The 13,099-nt window shown below is 72.3% G+C and carries 12 protein-coding genes and 1 pseudogene; 7 read left to right on the forward strand and 6 right to left on the reverse strand.

The features are described from left to right. The coding region (locus ACFE86_RS16690) for a CorA family divalent cation transporter (protein WP_375456451.1) at positions 1-425 on the forward strand (425 nt) is incomplete at its 5' end. Between the two features lie 3 nt (positions 426-428). Here ACFE86_RS16690 and ACFE86_RS16695 read toward each other — a convergent pair. Together ACFE86_RS16695 and ACFE86_RS16700 are read right to left on the reverse strand one after the other, a co-directional pair. Beyond that, positions 429-2,063: a B12-binding domain-containing radical SAM protein gene (locus tag ACFE86_RS16695; RefSeq protein ID WP_375456462.1), complete on the reverse strand. Its 1,635-nt coding sequence runs from the start codon at positions 2,061-2,063 to the stop codon at positions 429-431. A 208-nt stretch (positions 2,064-2,271) separates the two neighbouring features. Beyond that, positions 2,272-3,942, reverse strand: a complete 1,671-nt coding sequence (locus tag ACFE86_RS16700; protein WP_375456452.1) for a B12-binding domain-containing radical SAM protein — start codon at positions 3,940-3,942, stop codon at positions 2,272-2,274. A 234-nt stretch (positions 3,943-4,176) separates the two neighbouring features. Between ACFE86_RS16700 and ACFE86_RS16705 the strand changes: the two genes are divergently transcribed. Continuing rightward, positions 4,177-4,941: an SOS response-associated peptidase gene (locus tag ACFE86_RS16705; protein ID WP_375456453.1), complete on the forward strand. Its 765-nt coding sequence runs from the start codon at positions 4,177-4,179 to the stop codon at positions 4,939-4,941. Positions 4,942-5,115: 174 nt separating this feature from the next. On the opposite strand, the gene ACFE86_RS16710 is transcribed toward ACFE86_RS16705, so the two are convergent. Then, positions 5,116-6,366: a class I SAM-dependent RNA methyltransferase gene (locus tag ACFE86_RS16710; RefSeq protein ID WP_375456454.1), complete on the reverse strand. Its 1,251-nt coding sequence runs from the start codon at positions 6,364-6,366 to the stop codon at positions 5,116-5,118. Further along, positions 6,353-7,108: a TlyA family RNA methyltransferase gene (locus tag ACFE86_RS16715; protein ID WP_375456455.1), complete on the reverse strand. Its 756-nt coding sequence runs from the start codon at positions 7,106-7,108 to the stop codon at positions 6,353-6,355. The genes ACFE86_RS16710 and ACFE86_RS16715 overlap by 14 nt, the downstream gene beginning before the upstream one ends. Positions 7,109-7,316: 208 nt before the next feature. On the opposite strand from ACFE86_RS16715, the gene ACFE86_RS16720 reads away from it, so the two are divergent. After that, the gene (locus ACFE86_RS16720; protein WP_375456456.1) at positions 7,317-7,874 is read left to right on the forward strand and encodes a superoxide dismutase family protein; all 558 of its coding nucleotides are present in this window, start codon (positions 7,317-7,319) and stop codon (positions 7,872-7,874) included. Between the two features lie 138 nt (positions 7,875-8,012). Then, complete coding sequence (locus ACFE86_RS16725; protein WP_375456457.1) at positions 8,013-8,795, forward strand: DUF1236 domain-containing protein; 783 nt, start codon at positions 8,013-8,015, stop codon at positions 8,793-8,795. 160 nt (positions 8,796-8,955) lie between these two features. Here ACFE86_RS16725 and hrcA read toward each other — a convergent pair whose 3' ends face one another. Next, entirely contained in the window at positions 8,956-10,053 is a 1,098-nt protein-coding gene (gene hrcA / locus ACFE86_RS16730; RefSeq protein ID WP_375456458.1) for a heat-inducible transcriptional repressor HrcA, read from the reverse strand. 146 nt (positions 10,054-10,199) lie between these two features. On the opposite strand from hrcA, the gene rph reads away from it, so the two are divergent. Genes rph through hemW form a run of 3 tightly spaced genes read left to right on the forward strand, consistent with a single transcriptional unit; the run spans position 10,200 to position 12,770 of the window. Next, on the forward strand, positions 10,200-10,913 hold the full coding sequence (rph, locus tag ACFE86_RS16735) for a ribonuclease PH (protein ID WP_375456459.1): 714 nt from the start codon (positions 10,200-10,202) through the stop codon (positions 10,911-10,913). Continuing rightward, positions 10,910-11,542 carry an RdgB/HAM1 family non-canonical purine NTP pyrophosphatase gene (gene rdgB, locus ACFE86_RS16740; RefSeq protein WP_375456460.1) on the forward strand — a complete coding sequence of 211 codons (633 nt, stop codon included), beginning with the start codon at positions 10,910-10,912 and terminating at the stop codon, positions 11,540-11,542. The genes rph and rdgB overlap by 4 nt, the downstream gene beginning before the upstream one ends. Positions 11,543-11,591: 49 nt before the next feature. Continuing rightward, on the forward strand, positions 11,592-12,770 hold the full coding sequence (hemW, locus tag ACFE86_RS16745) for a radical SAM family heme chaperone HemW (protein ID WP_375456461.1): 1,179 nt from the start codon (positions 11,592-11,594) through the stop codon (positions 12,768-12,770). A 54-nt stretch (positions 12,771-12,824) separates the two neighbouring features. On the opposite strand, the pseudogene ACFE86_RS16750 reads toward hemW, so the two are convergent. Beyond that, a pseudogene (locus tag ACFE86_RS16750) lies at positions 12,825-13,099 on the reverse strand (penicillin-binding protein activator); the annotation flags it as partial.

Raw genomic sequence — 13,099 nt, forward strand, 5'->3', positions numbered from 1 at the left:
GGCGCCACGGCGACCTGATCTCGAAGCAGCGCGAGAGCCTCGTCTCGATGGAGCGCATCCTGCTCTCGCTCTCGGCCACCTACCGCACGGCGAAGGCGCCGCGGGAGCTGCGCGAGGACGTGCGCTCGACCTTGCGCGACCTGCAATCGCTCGAGGAGCACGCCACCTTCCTGTCCTCGAAGATCCAGTTCCTGCTCGACGCGACGCTCGGGCTGGTCAACCTCGAACAGAACAACATCATCAAGCTGTTCTCGGTCATGGCGGTGGTGTTCATGCCGCCGACGCTGATCGCCTCGATCTACGGCATGAACTTCAAGGCGATGCCGGAGCTCGAGTGGAGCTTCGGCTACCCGATGGCGGTGGTGATGATGGTGTTCGCCGCCGTGCTGCCCTACGTGTTCTTCCGGTGGAAACGGTGGCTGTAGGCTTCAGGCCGCCACGGGGATCGCGGCCTTGGCGGCGGCAGGCTCCACCTCCGCCGAGCCGATGGCTGCCGGCATCATCGTCGGCTCGACGTAGTCGCCGTTCTCGATCGCCGCGATCTGCCGGCCCAACGTCTCGATGACGAAGCGCGAGAACGGATAGAGGTGGGTGAACATCACCACGTTGACCATCGCGAACTCGAACGACCGGGGATTGCGCACGGCGAGCGTGAGGACCATGCGCCAGAACGGCCCGGCGAGTTCCCGATGCCCGACGCTCATGCGCCAGCACAGGCGCACGAAGGTGCGCAGGTCGTGCGCGATGCGCTTCCACTGCACCGCCTCCTCGCGCAGGCGCGGCCGCTTCAGGGCTAGCCCGACGCCAGTGGCGCGCTTGAAGAACGCCCGGGGTTCGTAGACCGTCTCCAGGATGCGCCGGTAATCGGCCAGCACCTGCTGCCGCGGGCGCTTGGTCGTGAAGTTGAGGCCCGCGGTGCACTGGTCGCCCGGCAGCTCGCGGTCCCAGTCCGCGTTCGAGTGCAGGCGGCCCTCGCGGGCGAGCCGGCGGTGGAGCTGCGTGCTCGGCAGCGCGGTCAGCAGGCCGATCATCGCCGCCGGGACCGCCGTGTCGCGCACGCAGGCGATCATCGCGTCGGCCATCGCATCGGTCTCGGTGTCGAAGCCGACGATGAAGCCGGCGGTGACGAACATGCCGTGCTCGTAGAGCTTGTGCACGCTGTCGGCGATCGAGCGGCGGGTGTTCTGCTTCTTCGAGGTGTGGACCAGCGTCGCCTCGTCCGGCGTCTCGATGCCGATGAACACGACGAAGAAGTTGGCGTCCCGCATCAGCCCGAGCAGGGCGTCGTCGTCGGCGAGGTTGAGCGAGGCTTCGGTGGAGAAGCGGAACGGGTAGCCGCGCTCCTTCTGCCAGCGGATCAGGTGCGGCAGGAACAGCTTCACGGCCTTCTTGTTGCCGATCAGGTTGTCGTCGACGAAATCGACGTGGCCGCGGTAGCCGAGCGCGTGCAGCCGGTCGAGTTCGGCGAGCATCTGCGTCACGGTCTTGGTGCGTGGGCTGCGGCCGTAGAGTTCGATGATGTCGCAGAACTCGCAGGTGAACGGGCAGCCGCGGGAGAACTGCACGCCGATGTAGATGTAGTCGCGGAAGTCGAGCAGATCGAAGCGCGGGATCGGGCTCTTGGTGACGTCGGCCTTGAACTTCTCCGCGGTGAATTCGCCGGCGCGCTCGCCGCGCTCCCAGGCGGCGACGAACTCGTGGATGATGCCCTCGGCCTCGCCGAGCACGCGGAAGTCGGCCGCCGCGTACATCTCCGGCGTCGAGGTCGGGGAGGGGCCGCCGACGCAGACCGGCACGCCGAGGCGTTTGCACAGGGCGATCACCGCCGTCGTGCTCGGCCACTGGGGCAGCATGCCGCCGGTGAGCACGAGGTCGGCGCCGCGCACGTCGTCCTCGGTCAGGTCCGACGTGTTGCAGTCGACGAGCCGGAGCTGCCAAGCGGGCGGCAGCATCGCGGCGAGCGTGATCAGGCCGAGCGGCGGCGCGGAATACTTCGCGCCGTGCAACTCGGCAGGCTCCTTGAAGCACCAGAAGGAGTTGGCGTCGAAGCGCGGGAACACCATCAGCACGCGCGGCGCGGTCCGAACCTGATCCGTCACGGCTGTCTCCTTCGATCGATCCGATCCCCGCATGGCCGGCCCGACGCGGCGACCCTAGCCGTTCCGCGCCGATTGCCAATGCGGTCGCCCGCCGGGAGCGGACGCCAGCGACCCTTCCCCGGCGATTGCGCCGTTTTGGAGACAGGTCGCCCGAGCCGGCGGACCGCGCTCGTCAGGCGACGGCCGCGAGGTGATCCACCTCCGCCTTGCCGACCCTCTGCGCGCGCACTGGATCGTTGTCGGCCGCCATGCGCGGCGGCTCGACCCAGCGGCCGGCATCGAGGTCGGCGATGCGGCCCTCGATCTCGCGAATGACGTAGCGCGAGAACGGGTAGACGTGCAGGTAGAGCACCATGTTCGTCACCACCGCCTCGAGCGCGGCCGGGTTGCGGCGGGCGGTCTCCAGGAACACGCCCCAGAAGTGCCGGGCCATCTCCGGCCGCCGCACGGTCATGCGCCAGATGATGCGGGCCAGCGACCACAGGTCGTGGGCCACCGCGCCCCAGCGGATCGTCCGCGCCGCGAAGGTCGGGCGCTTGAGCCGGCGGGACACCTCGCGCACGCGCTCGAAGAAGTTCTTCGGATCGTAGACCTCGGCGAGCACGTCGCGGTAATCGGCGAGCACGTCGCGCTGCGGGCGGAGCGTCACGAAGTTCAGGCCCTGGGTGCACTGGTCGCCCTGGGTCGCGGTGGTCTGCGCGAAGGTCTCGTAGAGCCGCCCTTCGGCGCGCAGCCTTCGCTGGAGCTGGGTGTTGGGCAGCGCGTAGAGCAGGCCGACCATCGCGATCGGCACGCCGGTGTCGCCGATGCAGCGCGACATCGCGCCCGCGATGCTGTCCTTCTCGGTGTCGAAGCCGACGATGAAGCCGGCGGTGACGAACATGCCGTGCTCGTAGAGCTTGTGCACGCTGTCGGCGATCGAGCGCTTGGTGTTCTGCTTCTTCTGGGTCTGGATCAGCGTCGCCTCGTCCGGCGTCTCGATGCCGGTGAACAGGGCGAAGAAGTTCGCGTCCCGCATCATGCCGAGCAGGGCGTCGTCGTCGGCGAGGTTGAGCGAGGCCTCGGTCGAGAACTTGAACGGGTAGCCGTGCTTCTCCTGCCACGCGATCAGGTGCGGCAGGAACAGCTTGATCGCCTTCTTGTTGCCGATCAGGTTGTCGTCCACGAAGTCGACGTGGCCGCGGTAGCCCAGTCCGTACAGGCGGTCGAGCTCGGCCAGCATCTGCGGCGTGGTCTTGGTGCGCGGGGCGCGGCCGTAGAGCTCGATGATGTCGCAGAACTCGCAGGTGAACGGGCAGCCGCGGGAGAACTGCACGCCGATGTAGAGGTAGTGGCTGAAGGTCAGCAGGTCGAAGCGCGGGATCGGGCTCTTGGTCACGTCGGCCTTGAACTTCTCCGCCGTGAAACGGCCCCGCCGCTCGCCCGCCTCCCAGGCCTCGACGAAGCGGTCGAGCACGCCTTCGGCCTCGCCAAGGACGAGGAAGTCGGCGTCGTCGTACATCTCCGGGGTCGAGGTCGGGGCCGGGCCGCCGATGCAGACCGGCACGCCGAGCCTGCGGCACTCGGCGATCACGGTCAGCGTGTCCGGCTCCTGCGGCAGCATGCCGCCGCTCATAACGAGGTCGGCGCCCAGGAAGTCGGCGTCGGTCATCGTCTCGCAGTTGCGGTTGATCAGGCGGACGGTCCAGTGCGCGGGCAGCATCGCGGCCAGCGTGATCAGGCCGAGCGGCGGCGCCGGCGCGCGGGCGCCCTGGAGTTCCAGCGCCTCCTTGAAGTTCCACATCGAGTTTTCGTAAAAACGTGGAAAGACCAGGAGCACGCGGGTCTCGGGTCGCACCGTCATCGCTCGTCGTCCCATCGTTTCGGCCGAATCCGGCCGGGCGCCCAGGGGGCACGAACCGTCTCGAACCGCATCTTAGACGCGGCCCGCGGACGGTCACGGCGAAACCGGCCGTTTTCGCGCGAAGCCTAGTGTTGGCCCGCGAATGTGCCGATTTGGAGACAGGGGGCGTGGCGTGCCGGGGCCGAGTGGCCTCGCGACGCCCGGCATGCGAGGCAGGCGATCGGAGGTCGCGGGATGTGCGGACGCTTCTTCATCGCGCAGGCGCCCGAGGTCTTCGCCGAGGTCTTCGGCTACCCGGAGCGCCCGAACTTCCCGCCGCGCTACAACGTGGCGCCGACGCAGCCGGTCGCGGTGGTGACCGCCCGGGACGGCGCTCGGCATTTCCGCCTCGTGCGCTGGGGCTTCTGGCCGAGCTGGCTCAAGGACCCGAAGACCTTTCCGCTGGTGATCAACGCCCGCGCCGAGACGATCCTCGAGAAGCCGACCTTCCGCGGCGCCGTGCGCCACCGCCGCTGCGTGTTCCTCGCCGACGGGTTCTACGAGTGGCGGCGGGAGGGCACCGGCCGCGGCGCGACGAAGACGCCGTTCGCGATCCGCCGCGCGGACGGCGCGCCGATGGCGCTGGCGGGCCTGTGGGAATCCTGGCTCGGCGCCGACGGCTCGGAGATCGACACCGCCGCCATCGTCACCACGGGGGCGAACGGCACCATGGCCGCAATCCACGACCGGATGCCGGCGATCCTCGCGCCCGACGCCGTCGCGCCCTGGCTCGACACGGGCGGCGTCGAGCAGGGTGCGGCCGCGGCCCTGTGCCGGCCGTGCCCGGACGACTGGCTCCGCCTCGACCCGGTGAGCGACCGCGTCAACGCCGTGCGCAACGACGATTCCGACCTGATCGTGCCCGTGAGCCGGCCGCAGCCCGCCGCCCCGAAGCCGGATGCGCCGCCGGCCGAGCAGCCGCGATCGAGCGACGAGGACGCGCAGGGGGCGCTGTTCTAGCCGCGCCGTGCTTCTCACTCTCCCCTCTGCCGGCTACCGAGTTCACAGATATCGCAGGAGCAAGCACCTTCCCTCCCCACTCTGCGGGGGGAGGGAAGACCCGCGCATCACCCGGACGCGCCGCGCGATGTGTGAATCCGTAAGCCTTTGCGGGGGAGGCACAAAACCGCCCTGCTACAACCGCCGCCGCGTCGCGACCGCGCGGCGGAACACCCCGACCATCTCCACGTGCCCCGAATAGCGGAACTGGTCCACCGGGGTGACCCGCTCCAGGGCGAAGCCGGCTGCGACGAGGGCCGCCGCGTCGCGGGCGAAGGTGCCGGCGTCGCAACTCACGCCGACCGCCAGCGGCACCGTCGATTCGGCGATCTGCCGCGCCTGGGCCTGCGCGCCGGCCCGCGGCGGATCGAACACGACGGCGTCGTAGCCGGCGAGATCGTGGGCCAGGAGCGGGCGCCGGAACAGGTCGCGGCGCTCGGTGGTGACCGTCTTCAAGCCCTGCACGCCGCGAGAGGACCGCTCGATCCCAGCGAGCGCGCCGGCCTCACTCTCCACCGCGTGGACGCGGCTTCCCCGCGCTATCGCCAGGGTGAAGGGTCCGCAGCCGGAGAACAGGTCGGCGACGCGCTTGGCCTTCCCCGCGATCCCCTCGCGCACCAGCCCGGCGAGCGTGGCCTCGCCGGCGCCCGTCGCCTGGAGGAAGCCGCCCGGCGGCGGATGGAGGCGGGCGTGGCCGGATACGACCGTGACGGCCCGACGCTCGACCACCACGTCGCCGTGCAGCGAGAGGCGGGCGAGGTCGAGGTCATCGGCAAGCCGCACCAGGGCCGCGCGCACGCCCGCCGCGACCGGGCCGTGGCCGCGCAGGTCCACGTCGAGGCCGGCCTCGCTCGCGGTCACCGCCACGTCGAGGGGCTTTCGCCCGTGCCCGAGGGGGGCGGCGAGCGCGCGCGCGACTTCCGGAACCTGGTGCAGGGCCGGCACGGTGATCGGGCACCAGTCGATCGCCACGAGCGCGTGGCTGCGGGCGGCCATCAGCCCGGCCTCGGCCCGGCCGTCGATCTCGCGGACATGCAGCGTGATGCGGCGGCGGCCCTCGCCGTGGGCGTCGATCAGCGGCTCGGGCACGCGGTCGAGGCCGGCCTGTTCCAGGGCATGGGCGACCTGCGCGTGCTTCCAGGCGGCGTAGGGGCCGGGCGCGAGGTGCTGGGTGGCGCAGCCGCCGCAGCGGGTGAAGTACGGGCAGACCGGCGCGATCCGGTCGGGCGAGGGCGTCTCGATCGCCACGAGTTCGCCCCGCCCGCCGTCCCGGCGGATCGCGACGCGCTCGCCCGGCAGGGCGAAGGCCACCGCGGTTCCGTCCTCGGCGATGCCGTCGCCGCGCGCGCCGAGGCGGCCGATCGTGACGGTCTCAGTTGGAATCATCGGGTCTTTCGCGGCGTGCGCCCACGAGGAATTCGGTGTTGCCGTCCCCGCCCCGCACGGGCGAGGGGATCAGGCCGAGGATCGTGAAGCCGAGGCCGCGCAGCGTCCCGCACACCGCCGCGCAGACCTCCGCATGGACGCCCGCGTCGCGCACGAGGCCGCCGCGGCCGACCCGGTCGCGGCCGGCCTCGAATTGCGGCTTGACCAGCGCGGCGAGGCGGGCACCGGGCGCCAGCAGCCCCGCCACCGCCGGCAGCACCAAGCCAAGCCCGATGAAGCTCACGTCGATGCAGGCGAGGCCGGGGGCGGGGTCGAGGCTGCCGGGCGCGAGGCTGCGGATATCGGTCCCTTCGCGGTTCGTCACCCGCGGGTCGACCCGGAGCCTCGGATGGAGCTGGCCGTGGCCGACATCGAGGCTGACGACCCCGACGGCGCCCCGGCGCAGCAGCAGGTCGGTGAAGCCGCCGGTGGAGGCGCCGACATCGAGGCAGGGAAGGCCCGCCGGATCGAGGCCGAAGGCGTCGAGGGCCGCCGCGAGCTTCAGGCCGCCGCGGGAGACGAAGGGGTGCGGCGCTTCGGCCTCGATCGCGGCATCGGCCGGCAGCCGCTCGGAGGCGCGGGCTACGGGCCGGCCGTCGGCCCGCACCAGGCCCGCGGCGATGGCGGCCTGCGCCCGCGCGCGGCTCTCGAAATGGCCGTGCTCGACCAGGAGGAGGTCGGCCCTGATCCTGTCTCGCGTCATCGGGGAGCGTTCACGGAAAGGTCCGGGCGGGGCGATCGGAGGCGGGCCCTGTCGGATGGCGGGGCAGGGGCCTACCTAAGCCTCATCGCGCGAAGCGGCTGCCGGTTCGCGCGACAAAAACGATGCGGCACCAAAGGGATCGAAGCAGGCATTCGTGGGGCGGCCCGCGAAGGCCCGCTTCGGCCGGGCTGGAGAGGAGAGCCATCACATGACACGCACCCTGCCGTTGCTCGCAGCCCTTGCGGGCCTCGCAGCCGGCGCCCACGGCGCATGGGCGCAAGGCGCGCCGGCCCCCGAGGCGGCCCCGGCCGCAGCGCCTCAGACCTTCGGCGGCGAGATCGTCAACAACAAGGGCGAGAGCATCGGCACGCTGATGATCCGCGACGGCGCCAATGCGCTGGTGATGCGGATCGCGATCAGGGCCGGCGGCCTGCCGCCCGGCTGGCACGGCCTCCACTTCCACGCGGTGGGCGACTGCTCCGACACCGAAAAGTTCGAGGCGTCCAAGGCGCACGTGAACCACGACCAGAGCAAGCACGGCCTGCTCAACCCGGACGGGCCGGACGAGGGCGACTTGCCCAACGTCTACGCCGCGCCGGACGGCTCGGTGAACGCGGAGGTCTCCAGCGAGACGCCGCTCACCGGCGAGGGCGGCCTCAGGGACGGCGACGGCTCGGCGCTGATCGTCCACGCCAACGAGGACGACCACACCACCCAGCCGATCGGCGGCGCCGGCCGGCGCATCGCCTGCGCGGTGATCCGGTAGGCGGCGGACAGGCGCCGGACGGGCCGGGCCAGCCGCGGCGGCGGACATGCGCCGCGGAACGCTTTGCCGGACTGTGTCGTTTCGGGGCGGTGAAGTCGCAGATGCGACGCGATCGATCACGGGACGGGAAACACCGCCATGAACAAGCTCTTTCGCAATACGGTGACCGCGGCCGTGCTGGTGCTCGGCACGGCGACGGCGTTCGGCCAGGGCGGCCCCGGCGGACCCGGCGGCGGCGCCACGAAGGGCGGCGGCGGCGGTGACGGCGGCGGGGCCGGCGGTCCGGCGGGCGGCGGCATGCGGGGCGGCCCCGGCGGGGCGCCCGGCGGCGCCATGAAGGGCGACGGCGGCGGTGCGCCCGCCGGGGGCGCGGCCGAGCGCGGCGGTCTCGGCGGCGGTCCTGGCGGCGGTCTCGGCGGGGCGGCCGAGCGTGGTCCGGGCCGCGACGGCCCTCCGGGCGGCAGGCCGGGCGGACGCGACGACGGCTTCCCGGCCCAGCGGGGCGACCGGGGCGGCGACCGCGACGGGCCGGGTGCGCGGGGCGACCGCGACGGACCCGGCGCGCGGGGCGACCGCGACGGGTTCGGTCCCCGGGGCGACCGCGACGGCCGGCCGGATCGCGGGCCGCGCGGGCCGCGCGGCGGCGGCGAGGCCCGCGGCGCCTACGGCCGCCTCGGCGGCGGGGAGCGCACCCGGTTCCGCCAGGACCTGTTCCGCAGCGGCGTGCCGCGTCTGGCCGCCGGCGCCTTCGCGCTGACCGTGGGCGCCACCATCGCCCGCAGCTACACCCTGAGCCGGCTTCCGCCCGACCTCGTCGAGCTGGCGCCGGAATACGAGGATTACGGCTACATCCTCGTCGACGACGACATCGTCATCGTCGATCCCGACACCTACGAGATCGTGGACGTGATCCGGAGTTGATCGCAGCACGCGGGTTCTCCCTCCCCCTCTGCGGGGAAGGGTGGGCCTCGCGTCGGCGAAGGTCGGGAGAGGGGAGCGCCGCATCCGAACAGGGCGCTGCCCTCTCCCGACCCGCTTCGCGAGCCGCCATCGTCCGCGGAGGGGGGAAAGGGCGCGAGCCCTACGACGAACCCCGGTCGAGCATCCGCGAGACCACCCGCGCGGTGTAATCCACCATCGGCACGATGCGCGCGTAGTTGAGCCGCGTCGGGCCGATGACGCCGACGACGCCGACGATGGTCTGCGCGCCGTCGCGGAACGGCGCGGCGATCAGCGACGAGCCCGAGAGCGAGAACAGCTTGTTCTCCGAGCCGATGAAGATCCGCACCCCGTCGCCGCCCTCGGCGCGCGCGAGAAGGTCGATCACGTCTTTCTGCGTTTCGAGGTCGGAGAACAAGAGCCGCATGCGCTCGAGGTCGTCGAGCGCGCGCAGGTCGTCCAGCAGGTTGGCCTGGCCGCGCACGATGAGCTGGCGCGCCTCGCTCGGGCCGACCGAGACCGCGAGCCCCGCATCGACCAGGCGCTCGGTGATCGCGTCGAGCTCGCGCTTCATCGCCTGCCGCCCGGCCTCGATCTCGGCCCGCAGGCCGCCGAGCGTGCGCCCCTGCAGGCGAGCGTTGAGGTAGTTCGAGGCCTCCTGCAGCGCGCTCGCCGGGAGCCCCAGCGGCAGGTCGAGCAGGCGGTTCTCCACCGAGCCGTCGTCGGAGACCAGCACCACCAGCGCGCGCGCCGGATCGAGCCGCACGAACTCGATGTGCTTGAGGTGGACGTTGGTCTTGGTCGTCAGCACCACGCCGGCGCCGCGCGAGATGCCCGACAGGAGGCTCGACGCCTCGGCGAGCGCCGAATCGAAGGTGTGGCGCGAGGCCGCCGCGCGCATCTGCGCCTCGATGCGCTCCTGCTCCTCGCGGCCGACGTCACCGAGTTCGAGCATCGCGTCGACGAAGAAGCGCAGGCCGAGTTCGGTCGGCAGGCGTCCGGCGGAGGTGTGCGGCGCAAAGATCAGCCCGGACTGCTCCAGGTCCGACATCACGTTGCGGATCGAGGCCGGCGACAGGGTCATCGGCAGGATACGCGCGAGGTTGCGCGAGCCCATCGGCTCCCCGGTCGAGAGGTAGCCCTCGACGATCTGGCGGAAGATCTCGCGGGCGCGCTCGTTCAGCGCGGCGAGCGCCTGAACCTGCGGAGGCTGGGAGAGGGGTCGGGAGAACTCGGTCACGCATCGTTCCTGCGGTGCGATTGTGTCCCGGCAAAGCCCGCGGATCAATCCGCCATCTCCGATGCTCAGCTCCGGGGAGCCGGGTTGCCGCCCGCGGCGGCCCGGCCTAAGCACCCGGCTCGATCCTCGAACCGGGAGAGCGCCGGATGCGGCCCTCGAGACGCGCGGCCGACGAGCTGCGCAAGGTCACGTTGGAGCCGGCGGTGGCGCGCTACGCCGAGGGTTCCTGCCTCGTGACCTTCGGCGAGACCAAGGTGCTCTGCACCGCCTCGCTGGAGGAGCGCGGGCCGCCCTGGCTGCGCGGCTCGGGCAAGGGCTGGGTGACGGCCGAGTACGCGATGCTGCCGCGCGCCACGCACGAGCGCACCCGCCGCGAGGTGAATGCCGGCAGGCCCTCGGGGCGCACGCAGGAGATCCAGCGGCTGATCGGGCGCTCCCTGCGCGCCGTCACGGACCTCGCCGCGATCGGCGAGCGTCAGGTCACGGTGGATTGCGACGTGATCCAGGCCGACGGCGGCACCCGCACCGCGGCGATCACCGGCGCCTTCGTCGCCCTGCACGGGTGCTTCGCGTGGATGCGCGCCCGCTCGATCATCTCGGTCGACCCCTTGCGCGACCACGTCGCCGCGGTGTCCTGCGGCATCGTCAGGGGCGCGGCGGTGCTCGACCTCGACTACGCCGAGGATTCGGGCGCCGAGACCGACGCCAACTTCGTCATCACCGGCACCGGCGGCCTCGTCGAGGTGCAGGGCACGGCCGAGGGCAAGCCGTTCTCCGAAGCCGAACTTCTCGAACTCCTGCGGCTCGCCAAGGGCGGCGTCGCCGACCTCGTCGCCCTCCAGAGGCAGGCGATCGCATGAGCCACAGAATCCTGAGCGGCCGGGTCGTGATCGCCACCCACAACGCCGGCAAGCTCGTGGAGATGCGCGAACTGCTCGCGCCGTTCGGCGTCGAGGCGGTTTCGGCCGGCGAGCTCGGGCTGCCCGAGCCCGAGGAGACCGGCACGATGTTTGCCGAGAACGCGGCGATCAAGGCGGTGGCGGCGGCCAACGCCTCGGGGCTCCCCGCCTTCGCCGACGATTCCGGCCTCTGCGTCGACGCGCTCGACGGCGCACCGGGGCTGTTCTCCGCCCGCTGGGCCGGCGCGGCCAAGGACTTTTCTGCGGCGATGACGCGCATCGTCTCGGAGCTGGACCTGCGCGGCGCGACGAGCCGGCGCGCCCATTTCGTCTCGGCCCTCGTCATCGCGTGGCCGGACGGCCACACCGAACTGTTCGAGGGCCGGGTGTTCGGCGACCTCGTCGCGCCCCGCGGCACGGCCGGCTTCGGCTACGACCCGATGTTCCGGCCGGACGGCCATGACCGCACCTTCGGCGAGATTTCCTCGGAGGAGAAGCACGGGGTCGACTGGCGGACCGGGGCCGCGCTCTCGCACCGGGCCCGCGCCTTCGTGACGCTCGCCGCCGCCTGCCTGCGCCGGTCGGCCTGACGTTGCCGTGCGATTGCCAAATGGAACGCGCGCGCGCACAGCGCGTGCGATGACCGACCGTTCAGGCCCGGACCACCCGACCCGCGACGCGGGCTTCGGAATCTACGTCCACTGGCCCTTCTGCGCCGCGAAGTGTCCCTATTGCGACTTCAACAGCCATGTCCGCCATGCGCCGGTGGACGAGGCTCGCTACCTCGCGGCGTTCCGGGCCGAGATCGCGCATGTCGCCGCCCGCACGCCGGGCCGCAGCGTGTCGAGCGTGTTCCTGGGCGGCGGCACGCCCTCGCTGATGCGGCCGGCGACGGTTGCCGGCATCCTCGACGCCGTCGCCGGGGCCTGGGCCGTCGAGCCGCAGGCCGAGATCACCCTGGAGGCCAACCCGACCAGCGTCGAGGCGGGGCGCTTCCGCGGCTATCGCGCGGCCGGGGTGAACCGGGTCTCGCTCGGCATCCAGGCCCTCGACGATGCTTCGCTGAAGGGCCTCGGGCGCCTGCACAGCGCGCAGGAGGCGTTCGCCGCGATCCGGGTCGCGCAGGGCGCGTTCGAACGAAGCTCCTTCGACCTGATCTACGCCCGCCCGCACCAGACCCCCGACGCCTGGCGCCGGGAGCTGACCGAGGCGATCGGCCGGGCGGCCGAGCACCTGTCGCTCTACCAGCTCACGATCGAGCCCGGCACGCCGTTCCACGGGCTCGCGGCGGCCGGCCGGCTGGTGCCGCCCGACGACGAGACCGCCCGCGTGCTCTACGACGTGACGCAGGAGGTCTGCGACCGTGCCGGCCTGCCGGCCTACGAGATCTCGAACCATGCGCGGGCCGGCGCGCAGTCGCGCCACAACCTGCTGTATTGGCGCTACGGCGAGTATGCGGGCCTCGGCCCCGGCGCGCACGGCCGCCTCGTGACGGCGCAGGGGCGCCTCGGCACCGTCGCCGAGCGGGCACCCGAAGCGTGGCTCGCCCGCGTCGAGCGCGACGGGCACGGCATCGCCGAGACCGAGGAGATCGCGGGCGCGGACCAGGCCGACGAATTCCTGATGATGGGCCTGCGCCTGGCCGAGGGCATCGACCCGGCGCGCTACGCGGCGCTCAAGGGCCGGCCGCTCGACGCGGCGCGGATCGCGATGCTCGTCGGCGACGGCCTCGTGGCGCACCTGGACACCGGCCGCATCGCCGCGACCGCGCGCGGCGCCCCCGTGCTCAACGCCGTGGTGGCGAGCCTCGCGGCGTGAGCGCCCGATGGCCGAACCGACCATTGCGGGCGACGTCACGTCCGGGGGCGGCGGTCAGGTCCCGGGCTTCGACAGGGCGCGGGGCGCCGGGCTGACCACGCTCGACCCGTTGTTGCGGATCTCGTGGACCGCGAGGCTGCGGTCGCTGAGGCCGTCGCTGCGGAAGCGGAAGGTGCCGTCGATGCCGGCAAAGCCCGCGCTCTTGGTGAGCGTGGCATCCGCGAAGCGCTGGGTGCCGTATTGCCGCGAGAGCGCAGCGCTGAGCGAGACGGAATCGTAGGCGAGCGAGGCGACCCGCGGCGGGCTCGCGCCGAAGCGGGCCTGATAGC

The organism is uncultured Methylobacterium sp., assembly GCF_964244095.1.
Taxonomy (GTDB): domain Bacteria; phylum Pseudomonadota; class Alphaproteobacteria; order Rhizobiales; family Beijerinckiaceae; genus Methylobacterium.